The organism is Microbacterium alkaliflavum, assembly GCF_044325405.1.
In the GTDB taxonomy this organism is placed as follows: domain Bacteria; phylum Actinomycetota; class Actinomycetes; order Actinomycetales; family Microbacteriaceae; genus Microbacterium; species Microbacterium alkaliflavum.
The window spans coordinates 243111-264225 of sequence record NZ_JBIQWL010000003.1 but is presented as its reverse complement, the minus strand read 5'-3'; the positions used below and the strand labels follow the sequence as shown (position 1 = coordinate 264225).

The following is a 21115-nucleotide window of genomic DNA, read 5'->3' as shown; positions in this document are numbered from 1 at the left end:
ACACGCCTGCGTGGATTAGAGTTGGTGGGGCCTTCGGGCCGGAGACACCTCATGGCAAAGAAATCCGACGCATTGATCCACCCCACCGCCATCATCGGCGACGATGTCGTCGTCGCCCCGGATGTCTCGATCGGCCCGTACGCGGTGGTTCTGGGACCGACTGTGATCGACTCGGGTGCGAGCATCGGCGCGGGGGCCCTCCTCGGCGGACCACCTGAGATCTCGACGCTCCCGCAGCATCGCGGCTGGGCGGGCGAGCAGGGCTACTGCGGACTGCGGATCGGCCGAGGGGTCGTCATCCGCGAGCGCGCCGTCATCCATCAGGGGAGCATCCGGGAGACCGTCGTCGGCGACGGCACGTGGATCCTGAACTCGGCGTATCTCGCCCACGACGTCCAGATCGGCTCCGAGGCGACGATCTCAGCCGGGGTGTCCGTCGGAGGCCACGTCTCGATCGGCGACCGGGTGAACATCGGGATGAACGCGACCATCCACCAGCGGCGCGTCGTGGGAGCCGGAGCCATGATCGGGATGTCGACTCCGCTCACGCGTGACGTCCCTCCGTTCTCGAAGGTCTACGGCGCTCCCCCCAGACTCCACGGGGCGAATCAGGTGAGCATGCGCCGGATGGGCCTGTCGGAAGCAGCGTCGGAGGCGGTCTCCGCGGCGTACCGCAGCAGCCCAGACGCCGTCGCAGAACTTCTCGACGGGCCGTATGGCGCAGAGCTCAGCCCTTACTTCGCGTGGTGGAGCGCCCGCGCGGAGCTCCCCATCGCCTTTCCCGCCAGCATTGCGACGGCTCATGAGCTCGCCTGAGGAGCCGCAGACGCCGCCGCAGGAGAATGCCCGGGCGCGGAGCCGGAAGACGCTCGTCATCAACATCTTCCGCTGGATCCTGATCGCGCTGGTCATCGCCGCGACGGTCTGGCAGCTCGTGGTGAACTGGGACCAGGTGACCCGCACCGTGACGGCGATGCAGCCGCTGCGAGTGCTCGTGGCCTTCGTCGCCGTGCTGGCCGGCCTGTGGACCTCCACGCTCAGCTGGATGGTCCTGGTCGATGAGCTCGGGGTGCCGATCGGCGCCCGTCGCGGCGGCGAGGTGTTCCTCGTGGGTGCGCTCGGCAAGTACCTGCCGGGCTCGATCTGGGCGTACGTCCTCCAGATCGAGCTGGGTCACAGATCGGGACTGGCCCGCGCCCGCGTCTTCACGGCATCCGTGTTCAATCTCGCCGTGATCCTCGTCGCCGCGCTCCTCGCGGCATCGCTGAGCGTGCCGATCCTCGTGGCCGACAATCCCGAACTGTCGTGGCTGCCGTGGCTCTACGTCGTCCTCCCGTTCGCGCTCGTGGCCCTTCATCCCAAGATCCTCACGGCGATCACGAACTTCGGGTTCCGCATCCTGCGACGGCCCCTGCCCGACCACCCCATCCGTCTGCGCACCGTCGCGAAGTCGCTGGGGTTCGCGCTGTTGACCTACATCTTCTACGGTGTCCAGCTCTGGATGCTCGCCGACACCTGGCAGGGACTCACACTCAGCCCGCTCCTCCTGTGCATCGGGACCATGGCGCTCGCGATGGTCGTGGGTCTCGTCGCATTCCTGCTCCCCTCCGGCATCGGCGCGCGGGAATTCATCATCGTCACGGCCCTTGCTCCCGTCGTCGGGGTGGGCGCCGCGACCGCCTATGCCGCTGTGAGCCGCCTGATGTTCATCCTCGGCGACATGGTGGCCGCAGGCACATCCGCGCTCGTCGCCGCCTGGGCTCGGCGGAAGCTCGGCGCGTACCACGGCGACCCCGGCCTCGGTCCCTGAGCCGACGAGCTGACCGTCTGCGCGCGGACGGCGCGCCGACGAGAACCTTGCGGCGGGACAACCGTTCCCCGATAAACTCCGGATCGTCAGTGCTTTCGGCTGAACGGACGGTCACCCATGCACGTCGCTCGATCCCACGCCATGACGGTTCTTGCGATGGTGGCCGTCCTCGCCGCACTGCTCGTCGGGGTGAGCCGCTCCGCGCCCGCTGAGGCCGCATACGCGGGCGACTTCAACCCGGCCTACATCATCTCCGACGAGCGCTTCTTCGATAACGGGTCCATGACCGAGGCGCAGATTCAGGCCTTCCTGTCCGCGCAGGTCCCGCGGTGCTACTCCACCGACCCGACGCTCCCCTGCCTTCCTTCACTCATCACGTCCACGAGCAACCGTGCGCCCGCTGCGAACGGATGCGCCGGATATGCCTCCGAAGCCTGGGAGAGCTCGGCGCACATCCTCTGGAAGATCGCGCAGGCGTGCCGCATCAACGCGCAGGTCCTGATCGTGATGCTCCAGAAGGAGCAATCGCTCGTCACCGCCACGAAGCCCACACTCCGTCAATATCAAGCCGCGATGGGCGCGAACTGTCCCGACACCGCCCCGTGCGCCCCGACGACCCTCGGCTTCTTCAACCAGGTGTACACGGCCGCATGGCAGATGCGTCAGTACACCTACGTCCCGAACTCGTGGCGTCATCGCATCGGTCCGACGAGCGTCTACTACAGCCCGACCGCCTCCTGCGGGTCGTCGATCGTCAACATCAGGAACCAGGCGACCGCCAACCTGTACAACTACACGCCCTACCAGCCGAACGCCGCGGCGCTGGCCAACCTCTACGGAACGGGCGACAGCTGCTCGACGTACGGCAACCGCAACTTCTGGCGCTTCTTCTCCGATTGGTTCGGGTCCCCCATCGCGAGCGGAACGACGCAGATCGACGGCGTGTACAACGCGATGGGCGGCGCGACCGGAGTGCTGGGCAATCCCACGAGCGACTACATCGCGATCTCGACGATCTCGGGCGCGGGCACGGGACGCGCCTACGACGGAGGCTCCGTGTACTGGTCGCCGCGGACCGGCGCCGCGGCGGTCATCGAGCCGTTCCGGGCGTTCTACTTCGGCTACGGCGGTGCGACCGGGCGACTCGGCTGGCCGAACTCGCAGAGCGCCGCGATCCCCGGCCGCCCGGGCGGTGCGGGGCAGTCCTTCCTCTACGGCTCGGTGTACAAGAGCGATACCACCGGCATCCATTCAGTGATCGGCGTGCTTCGAGACCTGTACTTCGGCTTCGGCGGAGCCACGGGATCTCTGGGCTGGCCGACGAGCGAATCGCGGACGGTGACGACGAACGGCTCGGGGGGCACCACCTCCGGCCTGGTCCAGGACTTCGAGGCAGGCCAAGCCCTCTCCGCGACGCGCACGGGCACCTTCGCCGTCCCGGGCGCGATCTTGGCGACGTACACCGCCCAGGGCGGGCCGGCTTCCGACCTCGGCTGGCCGATCAGTCCGGCGAACACGTATCCGGTCAACGGCGGCGGATCCGGGCAGGTCTTCGAGGGGGGCTCGATCTACTCCTCGGCCGCCGGCGCCTACGTCGTGTCGGGCGCGTTCCGGGATGCCTACTTCTCGGTCGGCGGCGCGGCGGGGTGGATCGGGTGGCCCACGACGGCATCCTTCTGCATCTCCGCGGATCAGTGCTGGCAGCACTTCCAGAACGCATCGATCCTCAAGGAGCCGGCCGGCGCACGCATCGCGCTGGCGGCCATCGAAGAGGCGCATGCGGCGGCCGGCGGCGACGCGGGGTCGCAGGGAAGGCGCACCAGCGGCCTCATCCGGATCGCCGAGAACGGCGGGGGACTCGGGCAGGTCTACGCCAACGCGTCGATCTACTTCTCCCGGACCACCGGCGCCTTCGGAGTCGGCGGTCCGATCCGCGACTTCTACTGGGCGAACGGAGGCGCAGCGGGCAAGCTCGGCTTCCCGGTGAGCGCCGAGACCTGCACGGCCGGCGCCTGCCAGCAGTCGTTCAGCGGCGGGACCGTCTTCTGGAACGCCCAGGACGGCGCGTTCGTCAGCTCACCGGCGATCGCCGCGCTGTACACCGCGTCGGGCGGTTCGCGAGGGGTGCTCGGCGCCCCCGTCTCGTGGACGATTCCGATCCCCGAGAACGGCGGCGGAATCGGGCAGGCGTTCAAGGGCGGCTCGGTCTACTCGTCGGCGGCGGGGACATTCGCCGTGACGGAGCCGATCCGCGCAGGGTACTTCGGGTTGAACGGTGCGGCCGGCACGCTCGGCTGGCCGACTGCCGCAGGCGTATGCGATGCGACGTCGTGCCGCCAGTCGTTCACGGGCGGGACGCTCACCTGGCGTCAGGGCGTGGGGTACACCGTCGGGTGACGCTGAGAAGGCCTTCAGAGGGGCTCCCGTAAGATGTTTCGGTGACGATCGTCGAGACAGAAATCCCCGCCGCGACGTCGGAGCCCCTCCGTACTTCCCGCAAGACCATCCCCGACAGCGTGCTCACGCTCGGTGTCGCCGCGTACGTGGTGGTCCTCGGCGTCATCGCCGCCGTCGCCGGTGTGCACTTCTTCTACGTGGGCGATAACCCCGAGTCGTTCATCCCCCTCTGGCACCACTTCGGAACCGAGCTGCGTGCGGGCCACTGGTGGACGATGGAGGCCTCCGCCTGGATGGGCGGCAATTACGCAGGGGAAGCGGCGTATGCGCAGTGGAACCCGTTCCTGCTCCTCGCCTACATCGCTCTCTCGTTCTTCGGCAACCTCGCCATCGGCGCATCGGCTGTCATGATCGCGATGCTCGCGCTGCTCGGCGCGGGCGCCTTCCTCCTCATGCGCAGCTACGGCGCCGCCAAGGCCCCGTCCGTCGCTCTCGCGGGCGCCGTGCCGGTCACCGGATTCACGCTGTTCTACGAGGCGGCCGGGTGGCCGGCCGGACTCGCAGCCTTCGTCGGCGTCACCTTCTTCTGGCTGGCCGTCCGCAAGCAGACGACAGGCAAGTGGCCGCCGATCGTCACCTTCGTCTTCGGCTTCCTGGCCGTCACGACCGGCAACCCGTATGCACTCCTCGGCATCATCATCGTGCTCGGAGGCGCATTCATCGAGCTGCTGCTCGCTCGCCGCTGGCGTCCCGCGATCCACCTCGTCGTCACCGGCATCCTGGTCGGAGCGACGTCCCTCCTCGTCTTCCTCCCGCTCCTCGGCGTTCAGCCCGTGACCGTCCGCCAAGAGCTCGCGGGCATCGTGAACGACACCTTCATGGTTCCGGACCTCGGCGACCTCTCGGGTGCGAGCACGCCGTCCTATCTCCCGACGATCACGAACTGGGGCGGGTCGGTCGTGGAGTCGCTGCCGTCGACCTACCTCGCCTGGTTCGCGCTCCCGCTCCTGCCCTGGATCCGCTGGGGCGCTCTCTGGCGAGTGCTGCGCACGCGGTCCAGCATCCTCATCGTCACCGGCATCTTCGCCGTCACCGTGCTCGGTCCGTCGAACCTCTGGCTCTTCCGCTGGCCCATCCGACTGATCGAGTACTTGTACCTGGGGATCCTGCTGATCCTCGCTCTGGGCATCACGGTCGGCATCGCGCGCACCGCACCGCGCAGGCGGATCGGCGCCTCTGCGGTCATCGTGGCCTTCGGCACATTCCTCGCGATGGCCGCGACGCCCAACGGAGCCAAGATCCACGCCGTGTCGTTCGTGCTCGTGGCCGGCCTGATCATCGCGCTTGCGTTCGTCTGGCGCCGCTGGGGCACGACCGCCGCGATGAGCGTCATCCTCGCCGGCACCGTTCTCGTGACGGGCTTCCAGACCCTCGCCTATCCGCGCGGCACTCCGACGATCATCGTCCCGGACGATCTGTCCCAGATGACCGCACAAGCGTCCTCGTTCGAGGGAACCGTCCTGCAGCTCGCCGAGCAGCGGCTCGCGGGCCCGGAAGCGATCAACACAGGCAAGCTCCTGTTCGGGAACCTGTCGGCCCCTCTCCCGTACGAGAGCATCAACCGCTACTCGGGCATCAGCTTCCGCGCACTCAGCGAGGCCCTGTGCATCGATTACAAGGGTGTGACCTGCCCCGACTCGTACAACCGACTGTGGAAGCCCGTCGCACACACCCAGGGCGATCTCGCGGATGCACTAGGAATCAGCACGCTCGTCATCCACAAGCCGTCGCTGCCCGACGTGGTCGAGGACGGGCCTCCCGCGGGCTGGAAGCAGGTCGAGAGCGACGATGTGCGCGTCGTGTGGGTACGGGATGAGCCGCTCTCGGGCAACGGACGGGTCTCCGGCACGTCCGACGGCGTGACGGCCACCAGCGTCTTCGACACGGAGACCGCCGAAGACGTCGACGTCAACGCCGATCAGTCGGGCTTCGTGACCTTCGCTCGACTCGCGTGGCCCGGATACTCGGTCACCGTCGACGGCGCGAAGGTGGACTACGTCACGAGCAAGGAAGGGCTCCTCCAAGTGCCTGTTCCCCAGGGGACGAGCACTGTGTCGCTCACCTACGCTGCGCCGGGACTCGCGGTCGGCTGGATGGCGACAGGAGCTGCAGCGCTCCTGGCGATCGCGCAGAGCGTGATCTGGTACTTGGGGCGGAGGCGCGCCGGCGCGCTGCCCGCGCTATCCGCGCCGGAAGTGCAGGCCGTCAGTTGATCGCGAGCCAGGACGAACAAAGGACCACCATGACGACGACCGAGAACGCCATCACCGACTCCCCCGCTCGCCCCGAACACGCCGCCGACGTCCGCGTCCAGCGGGTCCTCTTCCAGCCCACCGACGAGATCGCGAGCCAGGACCTCTACGTCCGCGTCCGCAAGGGACGGCTCATCAGCATCGGTCGCGAGTCGCTCACGATCTCGCCGTACTCGACGGCATCCACCCGCACCTACTTCGGACGCTTCCCCGCCGCCTACTACCAGCGGTGGACCGAAGTGCGCGAGGTGATCGTCCGGGCCGAGGTGACCGGACGCGGAAGGATCCGAGTCTTCGGTTCTGACGACGTCGACCGGGAACGGATCGTCGGCGGAGCCGAGATCGTCTCGGAATCCACGGAATCCGTGGAGATCCCCGTTCAGATCGATCGCTTCCTCGACGGCGGCTTCATCTGGGTGGATGTCGAGGCCAAGGACGGACCGCTCACCGTCGCGAATCTCCGTTTCGAGACGCGTGAGGCGACCGCTCCGAAGCAGGTGTCCGTGGTCATCTGCACCTTCAACCGCGCCGCCGACTGCCTCAACACGCTCGAGACCCTCACCGGCGACTCGCAGGCGCTCGACATCGTGAGTCGCGTGATCGTCGTCGATCAGGGCAACGACCTCGTGCGCGAGCGCGCGGGGTTCGGGGCCGTCCAGGAGATCCTCGGGGATCGGCTGCAGTACATCGAACAGAAGAATCTCGGCGGAGCAGGCGGATTCACGCGCGGGATCTACGAAGTGATGGGAGAGGACGAGAACGCGGACGGCGACATCGTCCTGATGGACGATGACATCGTGCTCGAGCCCGAGAGTCTCATCCGCATGGCGTCCTTCTCGGCTCGCACCATCGACCCGGTGATCGTCGGCGCCCAGATGCTGTACCTGTACCACCCGAACGTCCTTCACACCTCTGCCGAAGACGCGGATCTGGACGAGCTGCGCGCGGGCGTGCCTGTCCACACCAAGGAGCAGGGCATCGACCTCACCAAGAAGCTGCCCTACCGCTGGGCCGAAGGCGGCTACAACGCGTGGTGGACGTGCCTCATCCCGACGGAGGTCGTCGACCGGATCGGGTACCCGCTGCCGATGTTCTTCCAGTGGGACGACATCGAGTACGGTCTGCGAGCACGTTCCCGACAGATCCCGACTGTCACCCTCCCGGGTGCGGCGGTCTGGCACGCGGACTTCGCGCTGAAAGACCGTGACGACTGGTCGCGGTTCTTCTCGTACCGCAACTCCCTCGTGGTCACGGCGCTGCACGGCGCGTGGCGCTCGAAGCGGGTCACGCAGATCCTCTTCCATCACCTGTTCGAGATGATCATGGCGCTCCACTACGGCTTGGCCGCGACGACCATCATGGCCATCGACGGCTTCCTCGCCGGGCCTGACTCGATCCGAACGGGCAGCGCCGAGGTCATCAAGGAGGTCGGAGCGGTCAGGGCCCAGTACCCGGACACGGTTCGGCACAAGCCCGAGGAGATGGTCGAGACGGGGCTGTTCGCCCTTCCCGCCATCCACTCCGGCGGCTTCCCGCGCATCCCGTGGCTGGTGAAGGTCAAGCGATCGCTCTGGCAGATCCTCGGCTTCAACAAGCTCGTCGGGAAGATCTCGTCGGCGGACAGCAACTGGTATCACTCCTCCCAGTTCCGCCGGGCGATCGTCACCGACGCCGCACTGGACAGCTTCCGCATCCGCTCCTTCGACCCGCGCACAGCGCTGAAGCTGATCCGCGAATCGGCAGGGGCGCTGTGGCGTCTGCGCCGGCACGGCGCGCGGGCTGCGGAGTCGTGGCGCGCCGCGCAGGCCTCCCTGAGTGACCGAGCATCCTGGTCCGCCATATTCTCGGATGAGCAGCCGTCGGCCCCGAACGGCAAGAGCACGAAGGTCTCCACTTGATCGACCACTCACTCGGTGCCGCCATGGCACCGCCCGCGAAGCGGACAGGACTCGTCGACGTCTTCCGACGGCGCTATCTTCTGAGTCTCCTCGTCCGCAAAGAAGTCCAGCTCCGGTATCGCGGATCCGTGCTCGGCTGGCTCTGGTCGTACGTCAAGCCGCTCGTGCAGTTCGTCGTCTTCTTCGTCGCACTGGGCGTGTTCCTCGGCCTGAACAGCAGCGTCGAGTACTACCCCATCTACCTTCTCTCCGGCATCACGATCGTCACGTTCTTCAACGAGGCATTCGCGAACGGCACGAAGTCGCTCGTCGACAACGCCAGCCTGATCAAGAAGATCTATCTGCCGCGGGAGATGTTCCCGGTCGCGAGCATGCTCGTGGCGGGCGTGAACACGCTCCCGCAGATCCTCGTGATCGTCGTCATCGCCCTGTTCCTGGGGTGGGCCCCGACGTTCCTCAGCGTCGCGGCGATCTTCGTGGCCCTCATCATGGTCGCGCTTCTGGCGACGGGTCTCGGACTGCTGTTCGGCGCGATCAATGTCACGTTCCGCGACGCTCAGAGCTTCGTCGAGATCATCGTGATGTGCGCCGTGTGGGCATCGCCCGTCATGTATCAGTGGGAGATGGTCGCCGAGAAGCTGCCGCATTGGCTCTTCATCGCGTACCGCCTCAACCCGATCACGGCCGCGGTCGAACTGTTCCACTACGGCATCTGGCTGCCACTGGACCCGAACGGCGGTCAGCCGCTTCCGGACCTCTGGTTCTTCAGCGGCGTGGGGCTGGTCACGTCCGTCGGGATCCTCGTGATCGGCCAACTCGTCTTCAGCAGCCTGGAGGGGCGCTTTGCACAGGACCTTTGATCGCGACGTGGCAGTTCCGAGCGTCATCGTCGACGAGGTTCGCAAGGACTTCAAGCTCCGCCACACCCACTCGATGAAGGAGACCTTCCTCGCGATGATGCGACGGAAGGCCCTGACCACGAAGTTCAAGGCGCTCGACGGCGTCTCGTTCACTATCAACGAGGGCGAAGCGGTTGCGTTGCTCGGCTTCAACGGGTCGGGCAAGTCGACGACGCTGAAAATGATCTCCGGCGTCCTGCGCCCGGACAGCGGACAGGTGCTCACGCGAGGACGGGTCGCGGGTCTGATCGAGGTGGGGGCGGGATTCCACCCCGATCTCTCCGGCCGGGAGAACGTCTTCCTGAATGCCGCCATTCTCGGGATGACGAGGAAGGAGACCGAGGACCGGTTCGACGACATCGTCGCCTTCAGCGAGATCGAGCAGTTCATCGACACCGAGGTGAAGCACTACTCGTCGGGAATGTTCCTGCGCCTGGCCTTCTCGGTCGCGATCCATACGGAGGTCGACGTCCTCCTGATCGACGAGATCCTCTCCGTCGGAGACGAGCCGTTCCAGCAGAAGTGCATCGCTCGGATCCGGCAGCTCCACGCCGAAGGAAAGACGCTCGTCGTGGTCTCGCACGATCTCAACATGGTGTCCGACCTCTGCGAGCGCGGAATCCTCCTGCGCGACGGTCGGGTCGAGTTCGACGGCGAGAGCAAGGCCGCAGTGCAGCTCATGCGCGCCTGACGACACGCTTCCCCTGCGCGGACCGAGCGCAGGGCAGGGGATGTCAGAGGTCGGCGTGCAGCGACCAGACCCGGTCGGCGGCGGCCCGCCAGGAGAACACGCGTCCCCGGTCGCCCGCGAGCACCGCGAGCCGGTCGGCGGACGCGGTCGAGCCGAGGGCGTCGGCCAACGCAGAACCCAGCGCCGAGGCGTCGGCCTCGACGAGCAGCCCGCCGTCGACGATCGTCTCGCGATGCACGGGCGACTGGGCGGCGATCACCGGCACCCCGAGCGCGAGCGCCTCGACGACGCGCCACGGGAAGGCCGACAGCACGGAGGGCGCCACGAGTGCGACGGCGGCGCCGAAGACGGCAGCCCGGTCAGCGGAGTCCAGCGGACCCCGCACGTGCAGGTTGCGCTCGGGGAGGCCGGCAGCCGACGCGAGCTCGGCGAGAGCAGGCTCCTCGCCCTCAGGCGCGTCGATGACGAGCACGGGAAGATCGAGGCCGGACCGCACGACGGCGGAGAACGCCAGCGACAGGCCGTCGGAGGCGGCCGAGCCGCCCGAGAGCAGCACGAAGCCCTCCGGCACGTCCAGGATCCTGCGCCGGCCCACCTCGTCCGAGGGGACGGCGAAGCCGGATGGCGCGGCGCCGGCGATCACGCGCACCCGATCCCCCAGGCGAGGGGCGAGATCCTCGAGCGAGGCGGCCATCGAATGCGTCGGCACCACGAGCGCGTCGGCGTGCTTGACGGCGCGCTTGAGCATCGCGCGCTGCCACCCCGCCGCCGTGCGCGACAGCTCGTCGGGCGCCTCCCACGCGCGGAAGTCCCACAGCGTGACCACCGTCTGGTCGTTGTCGTGCACGCGGTCGTGCTTCACAAGGGGTGCGAACAGGGTCGGCGAGTGGATCATGCCGGCGCCGATGCCCGTCGCCACTCCGAGCTGCAGAGCAGCCGACAGCTCCCGCCGCGCGAGGGCGACCTTGTGCAGTCGGGCGAGGCCGGGAAGCTCGCCGGCGAGCTCGTCGACGCGTGCGGCCGGAACGCCGGGGATGATCCCCTCGACCTCGCACCCGGCGGGCGCGCCGACGGCGAGGGCGAGCGCGAGCTCGCGCGAGGCCGTCGCGAGGTCGGGCTCTGTGGGGGCGGCGACCTGGTCGAGCACGACTCGAAGCGTTGCGACCACGTCAGCCTGCCGAGGGGGTGGGTGTCGGCGGGTGCAGCTTCGTCTGGACGAGCTGCTGGACGTAGGCGAAGTCGGGATTCTCGAAGTCGACGCCGCCCTCGGGGGTGAGCTCGATCGTCTGGACGGGCTGCTCCTTGGCCTTCAGCGCGAGATCGGCGAAGTACGGGAGCATCGACTGCGGCAGATCGGTCTTGACGAGGTCGCTGCCCGCGGCCGCGACGGCGTTGAAGTGGGTCAGCACGTTGGCCGGCGTGAACTGGGCCAGGATCGCCTCCTGCAGCTGGCGCTGCCGCTTCATGCGATCCCAGTCGCTCGTGGTGTAACGCGACCTGGCGTACCACTGCGCCGTGTCGCCGTCCATGTGCTGCGCACCCGGCTCGATCCAGCCGATGGCCCAGTCCTCGGCGGGCTGACCCTCGTAGGCCGGGCCGCCGCCTTCGGGCAGTCGCTGGTCGACCGTGATGTCGACGCCGCCGAGCGCGTCGACGAGATCGGCGAAGCCCTTCATGTCGAGGAAGACGTAGTACGGGATCTGGATCCCGAGCACACCCTCCGCGGCGTCCTTCGTGGCCTCGACACCCGGGGTCGAGCCCTTGCTCGCGGCATCCGGATAGATGGATGCCCCGTCCCGGCAGACCTCGAGCTCGGTGTTGAGCTGGTTGATCGCGCTCGTCCAGCCGCACGTCGCGCTCGAGACGCCCTCGTGCCCGTCGGGGTACAGCTTGTGCATGGGGCTGTCGGCCGAGAACGGCACGTGCGGCATGTCACGAGGGATGCCCGTGATGGTGACGGCACCGGTGGAGGCGTTGACGGAGACGACCGAGATGCTGTCGAACCGCATGGAGTCTCGGCCGGCTCCGCTGTCGGCGCCGAGAAGGAGGATGTTGTAGTAGCCGTCCGACGGGGGCACGGAAGGCCCGCTCACCCCGAAGATCGCGCCGAGGGTGTCGCGCGTCGTGCCGGCGACCTGCGAGGCGTACACGGCGCTCCCGCCGGCGACGACGAGCAGCACGATGGAGAGCATCGCGATCCCGAAGCGGGCGATCGGCCCGGTGCGCACGAGCCGCACGAGCCGGAGGGTGTCGATCGCGAGGACCACCCACAGCACGGCGTAGGCGATGAGCACGATCTGGGCGGCGAGCAGGAAGAACCAGTTCGTCGCGAGCGTCACGAGCACCGTGCGCCAGAGGACGGCGCTCAGGATGCCGGCGATGAGGAGGGCCCACATCGTGAGCGTCGAGGCGATGCCGATGCGACCGAGGCGGCGGTTGCCCGCGAGCACCTGCGCCGATCCGGGGAGGACGAAGTTCAGTCCGACGAGCCACCAGCCGCGCTTGGTCATGAGCTCGCGCGACGTGGTGTCGGGGTACCGCAGCGGCCGCTCTTCGACGACTCCGCGCGGCGGAGGCGATGCCGTCCGCGGCAGGCTCATGAGGCTCACAGCGACTCCTTCAGCCGCTGGTTCTTCGCCTCCACCTGGGCTTCGAGCTCACGGGCATAGGCCTCGACGCGGTCGCCGAGCGCGGCATCCGTCGTCCCCAGGATCCGCGCCGCGAGCAGGCCGGCGTTCTTCGCTCCCCCGATCGACACCGTTGCGACCGGGATGCCCGCGGGCATCTGCACGATACTCAGGAGCGAGTCCATGCCGTCGAGGTAGGCCAGGGGCACGGGCACGCCGATGACGGGCAGCGCCGTCACGGACGCGAGCATGCCCGGAAGATGCGCAGCGCCGCCGGCGCCGGCGATGATGACGCGAAGTCCGCGGCTGCGCGCCTCGGTGCCGTAGCGATGGAGCTTCTCCGGCGTGCGATGGGCCGAGACGACCTCGACCTCGTGCGGGATGCCGAAGTCGGTCAGCGCCTGCGAGGCGTCGCTCATGACGCGCCAGTCCGAGTCGGAGCCCATCACGACGCCGACGAGCGGGGCATCCGAGGAGTGGAGTGCGGCTGTCACCCGTCAAGGCTAGGGTGCGAGGCTGGAAGAAGCCCGCAACGGCACGGCGGTCGTCGGGCGCGGTCAGTCCAGGAAATGGGATGCCGCGGCCCGCGCCTCGTACGCGACGTCGTCGAGGTCGTCGCCGACCGTGTTGACGTGTCCGACTTTGCGCCCGGGCCGGGGAGCCTTCCCGTAGGTGTGCACCTTGGCACCCGGGTACGCGGCGAGCGCCGCGGGGAACCGCTCGTCGAGCGTGCCCTCTGCCGGGCCGCCGAGGATGTTGACCATGACCGCCCACGTGGCACGGGGAGACGGGTCTCCGAGCGGGAGGTCGAGCACGGCACGCACGTGCTGCTCGAACTGGCTCGTGACGGCGCCGTCCTGGCTCCAGTGGCCGCTGTTGTGCGGGCGCATCGCGAGCTCGTTGACGAGGAGGCGCTCGTCGGTCGTCTCGAAGAGCTCGACGGCCAGCATCCCGGTCACGCCCAGGCCCTCCGCGATCGCGACGCCGATGCGCTCGGCGACCTCGAGGAGCCGCTCGCTCGCATGCGGCGCCGGGGCGATGACCTCGGCGCAGACACCGCCGCGCTGCACCGTCTCCACGACGGGGTAGGCGCGCACCTGGCCCGAGGGGCGGCGTGCGACCTGCTGTGCGAGCTCGCGCCGGAAGTCGACGAGCTCCTCGACCAGGAGCGCGCCGCCGCGGGCGTCCTCCGCGAGGGTCGCGAACCAGTCCTCCGCCTCCGTGCCGGCCGACACGACCCGCACGCCCTTCCCGTCATAGCCGCCGCGCGGCGTCTTGACGACCGCGCGACCGCCGTGGGCGTCGAGGAACTCCTGCAGCTCGGCGGAGTCGTGCACGGCAGCCCAGTCGGGCTGAGGCATCCCGAGCTCCGTGAGCCTCGTGCGCATGACGAGCTTGTCCTGCGCGATGCGCAGCGCATCGGGACCGGGGCGCACGGCGACGCCGGCGTCGACGAGCGCCGAGAGCACCTCCTGCGGCACGTGCTCGTGGTCGAAGGTCACGACATCGACGCCCTTCGCGAAGGCCAGGACCGTGTCGGCGTCGCGGTAGTCGCCGACCGCCGTCGCCGCGAGGGATGCCGACATCCCGTCCTCTTCGGCCAGCACACGCACCTCGACGCCGAGCTCGACGGCGGGGGCGATCATCATGCGGGCGAGCTGTCCGCCGCCGACGACTCCGACACGCAGGGGCATGGGACTCCTTCTCCTCGAACGTCAATCATCCCACTGCGGCGTGCGCGCGGAGGTCAGGGAGCGGGCGGCGCCGGGGGCGCAGCGGGCGCCTGCGGGAGGGGCAGCTCGCGATGCGCGAGGATCTGGTTCACCTCGACCTGGTCGACGAGGCACTCGTGCACGAGGTCGACGCTCGGCACGTTCACCAGCCGCATCGGCTCGTCGACGCCGTTCGACAGGGTGAGCGTGCCCGCACCCCACATGCGCTGGATCGGTCCCCGATCAAGCCGGATCGCGTATCCGCGCACATGCGTCAGCTCACGCCGGCGGGGCACGATGACGCCCGACCGTTCGATGACCCGGCGGGTCGTGATCGTCCACGTGTGCGCCCACCACGCGAGGAAGGGCCAGAGGGCGAGGAAGAAGAGGACGACGGCGGCCGCCGTCAGCAGCATCCAGTTGTGCAGCGGGGCCGGAAGGTTGCCGTAGAAGTAGCCGACCGCGCCCGCCACGACGACGAGGACGAGCGAAGGCCACACCAGACGCCGGGCGTGGCTGCGGAACCGTGCGACGCGGAGCTCGGGCGTGGGCACGCCGGGCGCCGGAGTGCGAGGACGGCCCCCGAACGTCGCCGGCTGAGTCATGCCTCCATTGTGCGGCGCGCAGGACGCTGCGCGCACCGCCCCGCCGATCCGATGACGGCCCCGGTGTCAGCGCACGTGCACGACATCGCCGGCCGACACCGTCGTCAGCACGTCGCCCGACTCCACGACGAGGCGTCCGTCGGAGTCGAGGCGCTGCGCGCGTCCGACGAGCTTCGAGCCGTCCGGCAGGGATACGACGACATCGCTCCCGAGCGTCGAGCACAGACCCTCGACCTCGGCGCGCACGCCCGCCGCGTCGGCATCGCCACCGGCCGCCGCGAGGGCCCTGAGCAGTTCGTCGAGGGCCGCGAGGTAGTCGGCGAGCAAGCGATCGTCGTCGCTTTCGAGGCCGACCGCCTCGAACGACGTCGCCGTCGCGACGGGCAGATCGGTGCGCGGCATCCGCGTGTTGATCCCCGAGCCGATGACGACGGCGTCCGGGAGCCCGGGGACGACCTCGGCGAGGATGCCGCAGACCTTCCCCGCGTCCAGGAGCACGTCGTTGGGCCACTTGAGCCGGGCCGAGTGACCCGAGCCCAGCAGCTGCGCACCGATCGCGCGGGCCATGGCGGCGCCGGCGATGAGCGGGATCCAGCCGCGCGCGGGAACCGGGAGCGCGTGCATCCGCACGACGACCGAGACCGCGAGCGCCGTCCCGGGGGGAGCCGTCCAGGTGCGGTCGAGGCGTCCGCGTCCGGCGCGCTGATCGGTCGTCAGCAGCAGCGACAGGTGCGGCCACGCCTCCGGATCCTCCGAGACGGCGGCGACGACGTCGGCGTTCGTCGAGTCCGTCGACGGGACGACCTGCACACGCGGGCTGACGGCGGCGGCGAGCGGATATCCGGCTTCAGGGATCGGCATGCCGCCACCCTACGCGGCGCCGTCCCCGCACGTCAGCGCTGGACAGGCGACAGCGGGACCCCCGTGCCCTTGTGCGAACCCTCCAACCGCTCGCGCACCCCCGCCGATAGTGTGGAATGCGTGACCGAGAAGCCCGACCTCTCCACGACCGCCGGCAAGATCGCCGACCTTCGCGCCCGCTACCAGGAGGCCGTCCTCGACGCCGAGGAGTCCGCACGCGGCAAGCAGCATGCGAAGGGCAAGCAGACAGCCCGCGAGCGCATCGAGCAGCTCGTCGACACGGGCTCGTTCGTCGAATTCGACGAGTACGTGCGCCACCGCACGACCGCGTTCGGCATGGACAAGTCGCGCCCTTACGGCGACTCCGTCGTGACAGGCGTCGGCACGATCCACGGCCGCACGGTCGCCGTCTACGCGCAGGACTTCTCGACCTTCGGCGGCTCGCTGGGCGAGGCCGCAGGCGAGAAGATCATCAAGATCATGGAGCTCGCGATGCGCAACGGCATGCCGTGCGTCGGGATGCTCGACTCCGGCGGCGCGCGCATCCAGGAAGGCGTCATCGCCCTCGGCAAGTACGGCGAGATCTTCCGCCTCAACACGGCGGCATCCGGGGTCATCCCGCAGATCTCCATCATCATGGGACCCGCCGCCGGCGGAGCCGTGTACTCCCCGGCCCTCACCGACTTCGTCGTCATGGTCGACAAGACGAGCCAGATGTTCGTCACGGGCCCCGACGTCATCAAGACCGTGACCGGCGAGGACGTCGGCATGGAGGAGCTGGGCGGCGCATACACGCACAACACCCGCTCGGGCGTCGCCCATTACCTCGCCGAGGACGAGGAGGACGCCCTCGACTACGTGCGCACGCTCCTCGGATTCCTCCCCGACAACAACATGGCGGAGCTTCCCGTCTACGAGACCGGGTTCGAGTGGGAGACGACCGACGCCGACCGCACGCTGAACGCGATCATCCCCGACTCGCCGAACCAGCCGTACGACATCCACACGGTCATCTCGCACATCGTCGACGCCGGCGACTTCCTCGAGGTGCAGCCGCTGTTCGCTCCCAACATCGTGATCGGATTCGGCCGCATCGAGGGCCGCACGGTGGGCATCATCGCCAACCAGCCGTCGCAGATGGCGGGCACCCTCAACATCGAGGCCGGCGAGAAGGCGAGCCGCTTCGTGCGGTTCTGCGACGCGTTCTCGATCCCGATCGTGACGCTCGTCGACGTGCCCGGGTATCTCCCCGGCACCGACCAGGAGTGGACGGGCGTCATCCGCCGCGGCGCGAAGCTCCTCTACGCGTACGCCGAGGCCACTGTGCCGCTCGTGACCGTCATCCTGCGCAAGGCCTACGGCGGCGCCTACATCGTCATGGGATCCAAGCAGCTGGGCGCCGACGTCAATCTCGCGTGGCCGACCGCCGAGATCGCCGTCATGGGCGGCCAGGGCGCCGTCAACATCCTCTACCGCGGCGAGATCAAGCGCGCCGAGGAGGCCGGCGAAGACGTCGCGGCCGTGCGCACGCGCCTCGCGAACGAATACACGTACAACGTCGCATCGCCGTTCCTCGCGGCCGAGCGCGGCGAGCTCGACGGGATCATCGAGCCGGCGCAGACGCGCGTCTCGATCGCGAAGGCGCTGCGCGCACTCCGCGGCAAGCGCGCGAGCCAGCCGCCCAAGAAGCACGGGAACATCCCGCTGTGACCGGCGACACCGCCGCCGACGACGGCATCACGATCGACGTCCTGCGCGGAGCCCCGACCGACGTCGAGCTCGCGGCGCTCATGGCCGTCGTCAGCGAGGCGTACGTCGAGGAGGCCTCCGATGCCGTCGCCGACGAGTCGCGCCGATCGGCGTGGGAGCTGTCGCAGCGATCCTTCCGCACGCCCCTGGCGCGCGACCTCGGATGGGGTCGTTTCGGGGGATAGGTCTGCCCCGTGGGGGACGTGAAATGTCCCCCGAAATACCTACAGACGGAATTCGGGCACCCCTGGATACTTGAAGTGCTGGAACGCTCTGCGTTCGGCTGACCTGACTGTCCCAAGCAGCCCCAGGTTCGGCCACGCGGACGGTTTTCGGGTAACCGTCCGCCAGGCGGGGGGCAGGCCATCTGCCGCCCCCCGCCTCTTCCGATTCCGCTCCCCGCCCCGGTTCCCCTCCCCCACCGGGACGGGGAGCGAGATGCTTCTCGCGCTCGGATCCCGCGGAATCACTGGGATCGCGGACCGTGACCGATCGCGGGTTCACACATCGGTGCGCGCCCGGGGGATGCCGCGGCTCCGCGCGGCTGCGACAGCCGCCTCAGCTCCGCGGCGGGACCGCACGCCGGCGCTACGGGTGCGGGATCTCGCGCCAGAGCTCGACGGCGTCCTCGTCGGACAGACCCGGGCCCGCGGCCGAGCGCCCCACGACGGTCACCGCGACGCGCTCGTCGGGCGACGTGCGGATGTACAGCCGGTCCGATCGCGACGCCTTGAGCGTCTCGGCCAGCTGCGCGCGGATGAGCGAGAGGGAGCCGTCGTCGATCCCGTCGAGGCCGCCTTCATCGAGGACCGTGACGGTCGCGCCGCGCCGCCTCGCGGCATCCAGCTCCGTGCGGACGTCGTCGTCGAGCAGTCGCGGCCCGCGCATCTCGTCGCGGAGGGCGCCTTCCGCGACCCGCGCCTCGAGCCGCTCGGGCTCGTCGAGCACGCCGCCGGTCGCGACCGTGCGGGTGAGGATCGGCCCCGCCACGGCGAGCGCGCGCTGCACCTGCACGCGGCGCTCACGCTGACGCCCCGCCTGCGATGCCTGCCACGCCGAGGCGGCGCGCTGCAGCTGCGCGAGGCGCGAGGTGTCGCGGGCGGCGCGGTCCATCGACATGAGGAGGAGCTGCGCGACCGCGACCCACACGATGGAGCCGACCAGTCCCAGTCCGAGGGCCGCGAGCGGACCCAGCCACGCCATCGACGCGATGCCGAGCGCGACGATCCCCGACCAGGCGACCCAGGCGCGCCGCCGCACCATGACGATCGTCATGAGCGCGCCGATGCCGCCGAGGTACCACGTCGCGAAGCCGGCGTCCCGGGAGCCGGCTCCGACCCCGATCGAGATGCTGCTGGGCACGAGAACGGCCGACGTGAGCGCCAGCACGCACGCCCAGACGGGAAGCTTGCGCGGGCCGTGCACGCCGATGGCGGGAGCGAGTTCCTCCGAGGGCGGGACGGGCGGGGCGGTGCGCGGCTCCCAGAAGATGCAGAGCCACGTCGTGACGAGGTAGAGGCTCAGGGCCAGGACGACGACGAGCGGGTAGGGGACGGGAGCCGTCCACCACAGACCGCGGGCTGCGAGGTAGGCGGTGAACGCGACGCCGAGCGTGACCAGGACCGTCCGGACGCTGATCATGCCTCCGCCTCCCGCCACTCCAGCCGCACCGTGGTGCCGCGATCACCCGACGTGATGGCGGCGGTGCCGCCCACGGCGGCCACGCGCGCGATGATCGATGCGCGGATGCCGAGCCGGTCGTCGGGGACGTCCTCGAGGGCGAACCCGCCCCCCGTGTCGTGCACGTCGATGCGCATGCGCACAGGGTCGGGCACGGCGCGCACGGCGACGGCGAGGCCCTCGCCGTCCGCGTGCTCGACGGCGTTCGTGATCGCCTGCATCGCGGCGAGGATCAGCGCACGCGCGACGCGGCCCGGCACGGCCGGATGCTCGCCGAGGATGACGCGTTCGGCGCGGATCTCGACGCCCAGCTCCCCGGCGGAGCGCTCGATCTCGTCGGCGATGGAGGCGGCATCCCGCGGCTCGTCGCTGCCCTCTTCCGGATCCTGCTCCGTGTTCGCGAGCCGCGTCAGCGCCTCGCGTGCCATGGCGGCCGCGAGGGTGCTCTCACGGGGCGTCTGCGCACGCTCCCCCGCGATGAGGGCGGCCAGCACGCTGTCGTGCATGAGCGCCGCGACGGCGATGCGCTCCTCCTCGGCGGCGTCGGCGGCCGCTGCCGACGCGTACGACTCGACGGCGCGGACGCGGGTCTCGTCGACGTTCGCGGCGACCGAGCGGAACACCCACGCGAGAGTGAGGAGGATGAAGCCGAGGATGAGGGCGAACGAGACGTCGAGCGAGACCGGGATCCAGAAGTCGCTCGCGAAGCCGCCCTGGGTCAGGCGGACGATGCCGAAGACGAGCGGGACGAGCGCCGTCCACGCGATCTGCAGCACGAACGGGAAGGCGAGCACGCCGGCGACCGTCGCGACGTTGACGAGATACCAGATCCAGGGCTCGGTCTGCGGGTCGGTCTCGGCTCCGTACGTCGCTATCGGCCACACGATGAGTGCTGCGAGGTAGGCGACGGCGAAGAGTCCCGCGAACGCGCGCACTCCGCGGCCGACGCCGCACGCGATGATCATGAGCGCCAGCGGGCCGAACGTCGCGACCATGAGGATCTCGTGCCACTGGAGGGACTCGCCGGCGGGGACGAACGAGACGATGAACGCCTGCGCGCCCAGGATGAGGCATCCGAGCCCCGCGGCCAGGCCGATGGCCCGCTCGATGCGCCGGCGCGTGAACGACCCGAGTCCTGCGGTCGTCTCACGCGTCTGCGGGATGTGCCCCCAGGCGTCTTCGAGAACCGCTCCCGTGGAGTCAGTCGTCACCCGCGCTGCCTCCCGATGTCTCGGACAGGATGCCGTCCTCCATCGCACGACGGAGGAGGTCGACCTTGGTGGGGGCGGGCCGGCCCACCTCGACGTACTTGACGCGCACGCGCGTGATGTTCTCCTTCGCGGTCGAGTACGCGACCCCCAGCCGGTCGGCGACGACCTTGAGCGGGAGGCCCGCGGCATACAGGCGCAGCACCTCGCGCTCGCGCGTCGACAGCTGCGCGTCGGCGAACTCGCGGTCGCCCTCGACGGCGCTCGCCCACTCGACGTTGTTGAGCGGCTCGCCTCGGGCGACGGTGCGGATCGCCGCCATGACGTCGCCGATCGGCGACGACTTGCTCACGACACCGGCCGCACCGGCGGCGAGCGCCTCGCGCACGGCCGCGGGCCGGTCGGCGACGCTGTGGATGATGACGCTCGATCCGTCGGAGGTCAGTCGCCGGACGTTCTCGGTCACCGTCGTGCCGTCGCCGAGCGTGAGGTCGAGCACGACGACGTCGGCCGGAGGCGCGGCGCTGAAGGAGCGCCAATCGAGGTACTCCGTGACGTTGCTGCCGGAGAAGACGACGGCTTCGCTGCCGCCGCGGGCGAATGCGGCTTCCAGGCCGAGTCGCACAGACTCGTGGTCGTCGATGAGGGCCACGCGGGTCATGGGCC

The 21115-nt window shown here is 69.5% G+C and carries 18 protein-coding genes; 9 read left to right on the top strand and 9 right to left on the bottom strand.

From position 1 onward, the window contains the following. The first annotated feature begins 51 nt into the window (after positions 1–51). From ACH3VR_RS10260 to ACH3VR_RS10230, 7 genes are all read left to right on the top strand, one after another. Positions 52–816, top strand: a complete 765-nt coding sequence (locus tag ACH3VR_RS10260; RefSeq protein ID WP_396640689.1) for an acyl-ACP--UDP-N- acetylglucosamine O-acyltransferase — start codon at positions 52–54, stop codon at positions 814–816. Then, positions 803–1810 (top strand): lysylphosphatidylglycerol synthase domain-containing protein, encoded by a 1008-nt coding sequence (locus ACH3VR_RS10255; RefSeq protein ID WP_396640688.1) that lies wholly within the window; start codon positions 803–805, stop codon positions 1808–1810. Before ACH3VR_RS10260 ends, ACH3VR_RS10255 begins: the two co-directional genes overlap by 14 nt. A 141-nt stretch (positions 1811–1951) precedes the next feature. Then, positions 1952–4207 (top strand): LGFP repeat-containing protein, encoded by a 2256-nt coding sequence (locus tag ACH3VR_RS10250; RefSeq protein ID WP_396640687.1) that lies wholly within the window; start codon positions 1952–1954, stop codon positions 4205–4207. Positions 4208–4248: 41 nt separating this feature from the next. After that, a complete protein-coding gene (locus tag ACH3VR_RS10245) occupies positions 4249–6480 on the top strand; it encodes a hypothetical protein (RefSeq protein WP_396640686.1) in 2232 nt (743 codons plus the stop codon). Positions 6481–6509: 29 nt separating this feature from the next. After that, entirely contained in the window at positions 6510–8417 is a 1908-nt protein-coding gene (locus tag ACH3VR_RS10240) for a glycosyltransferase (RefSeq protein ID WP_396640685.1), read from the top strand. A gap of 23 nt (positions 8418–8440) precedes the next feature. Continuing rightward, positions 8441–9277 carry an ABC transporter permease gene (locus tag ACH3VR_RS10235; RefSeq protein ID WP_397556502.1) on the top strand — a complete coding sequence of 279 codons (837 nt, stop codon included), beginning with the start codon at positions 8441–8443 and terminating at the stop codon, positions 9275–9277. A 73-nt stretch (positions 9278–9350) separates the two neighbouring features. Further along, entirely contained in the window at positions 9351–10007 is a 657-nt protein-coding gene (locus ACH3VR_RS10230) for an ABC transporter ATP-binding protein (protein ID WP_397556501.1), read from the top strand. Positions 10008–10050: 43 nt separating this feature from the next. Here ACH3VR_RS10230 and ACH3VR_RS10225 read toward each other — a convergent pair whose 3' ends face one another. The 6 genes from ACH3VR_RS10225 to ACH3VR_RS10200 form a co-directional block, all read right to left on the bottom strand. Further along, positions 10051–11175, bottom strand: a complete 1125-nt coding sequence (locus tag ACH3VR_RS10225) for a glycosyltransferase (RefSeq protein ID WP_396640684.1) — start codon at positions 11173–11175, stop codon at positions 10051–10053. A 1-nt stretch (position 11176) separates the two neighbouring features. Then, entirely contained in the window at positions 11177–12616 is a 1440-nt protein-coding gene (locus ACH3VR_RS10220; RefSeq protein WP_396640683.1) for an LCP family protein, read from the bottom strand. Continuing rightward, positions 12613–13080: a 5-(carboxyamino)imidazole ribonucleotide mutase gene (purE, locus tag ACH3VR_RS10215; protein WP_397556500.1), complete on the bottom strand. Its 468-nt coding sequence runs from the start codon at positions 13078–13080 to the stop codon at positions 12613–12615. The genes ACH3VR_RS10220 and purE overlap by 4 nt, the downstream gene beginning before the upstream one ends. A 111-nt stretch (positions 13081–13191) precedes the next feature. After that, entirely contained in the window at positions 13192–14328 is a 1137-nt protein-coding gene (locus tag ACH3VR_RS10210; protein WP_396640682.1) for a 5-(carboxyamino)imidazole ribonucleotide synthase, read from the bottom strand. A 53-nt stretch (positions 14329–14381) separates the two neighbouring features. Continuing rightward, on the bottom strand, positions 14382–14951 hold the full coding sequence (locus tag ACH3VR_RS10205) for a PH domain-containing protein (RefSeq protein ID WP_396640681.1): 570 nt from the start codon (positions 14949–14951) through the stop codon (positions 14382–14384). A 66-nt stretch (positions 14952–15017) separates the two neighbouring features. Next, positions 15018–15812: a biotin--[acetyl-CoA-carboxylase] ligase gene (locus tag ACH3VR_RS10200; protein ID WP_396640680.1), complete on the bottom strand. Its 795-nt coding sequence runs from the start codon at positions 15810–15812 to the stop codon at positions 15018–15020. Positions 15813–15932: 120 nt separating this feature from the next. On the opposite strand from ACH3VR_RS10200, the gene ACH3VR_RS10195 reads away from it, so the two are divergent. Then, on the top strand, positions 15933–17522 hold the full coding sequence (locus ACH3VR_RS10195) for an acyl-CoA carboxylase subunit beta (RefSeq protein ID WP_396640679.1): 1590 nt from the start codon (positions 15933–15935) through the stop codon (positions 17520–17522). Next, positions 17519–17746 carry an acyl-CoA carboxylase subunit epsilon gene (locus ACH3VR_RS10190; RefSeq protein ID WP_396640678.1) on the top strand — a complete coding sequence of 76 codons (228 nt, stop codon included), beginning with the start codon at positions 17519–17521 and terminating at the stop codon, positions 17744–17746. The genes ACH3VR_RS10195 and ACH3VR_RS10190 overlap by 4 nt, the downstream gene beginning before the upstream one ends. A 403-nt stretch (positions 17747–18149) precedes the next feature. Here ACH3VR_RS10190 and ACH3VR_RS10185 read toward each other — a convergent pair whose 3' ends face one another. From ACH3VR_RS10185 to ACH3VR_RS10175, 3 genes are read right to left on the bottom strand one after another with little or no spacing between them, the layout of a single operon-like run. Beyond that, entirely contained in the window at positions 18150–19202 is a 1053-nt protein-coding gene (locus tag ACH3VR_RS10185) for a hypothetical protein (protein WP_396640677.1), read from the bottom strand. Beyond that, complete coding sequence (locus ACH3VR_RS10180) at positions 19199–20452, bottom strand: sensor histidine kinase (RefSeq protein WP_396640676.1); 1254 nt, start codon at positions 20450–20452, stop codon at positions 19199–19201. Before ACH3VR_RS10180 ends, ACH3VR_RS10185 begins: the two co-directional genes overlap by 4 nt. Then, positions 20442–21110 carry a response regulator transcription factor gene (locus ACH3VR_RS10175; protein ID WP_396640675.1) on the bottom strand — a complete coding sequence of 223 codons (669 nt, stop codon included), beginning with the start codon at positions 21108–21110 and terminating at the stop codon, positions 20442–20444. Before ACH3VR_RS10175 ends, ACH3VR_RS10180 begins: the two co-directional genes overlap by 11 nt. Positions 21111–21115 lie beyond the last annotated feature (5 nt).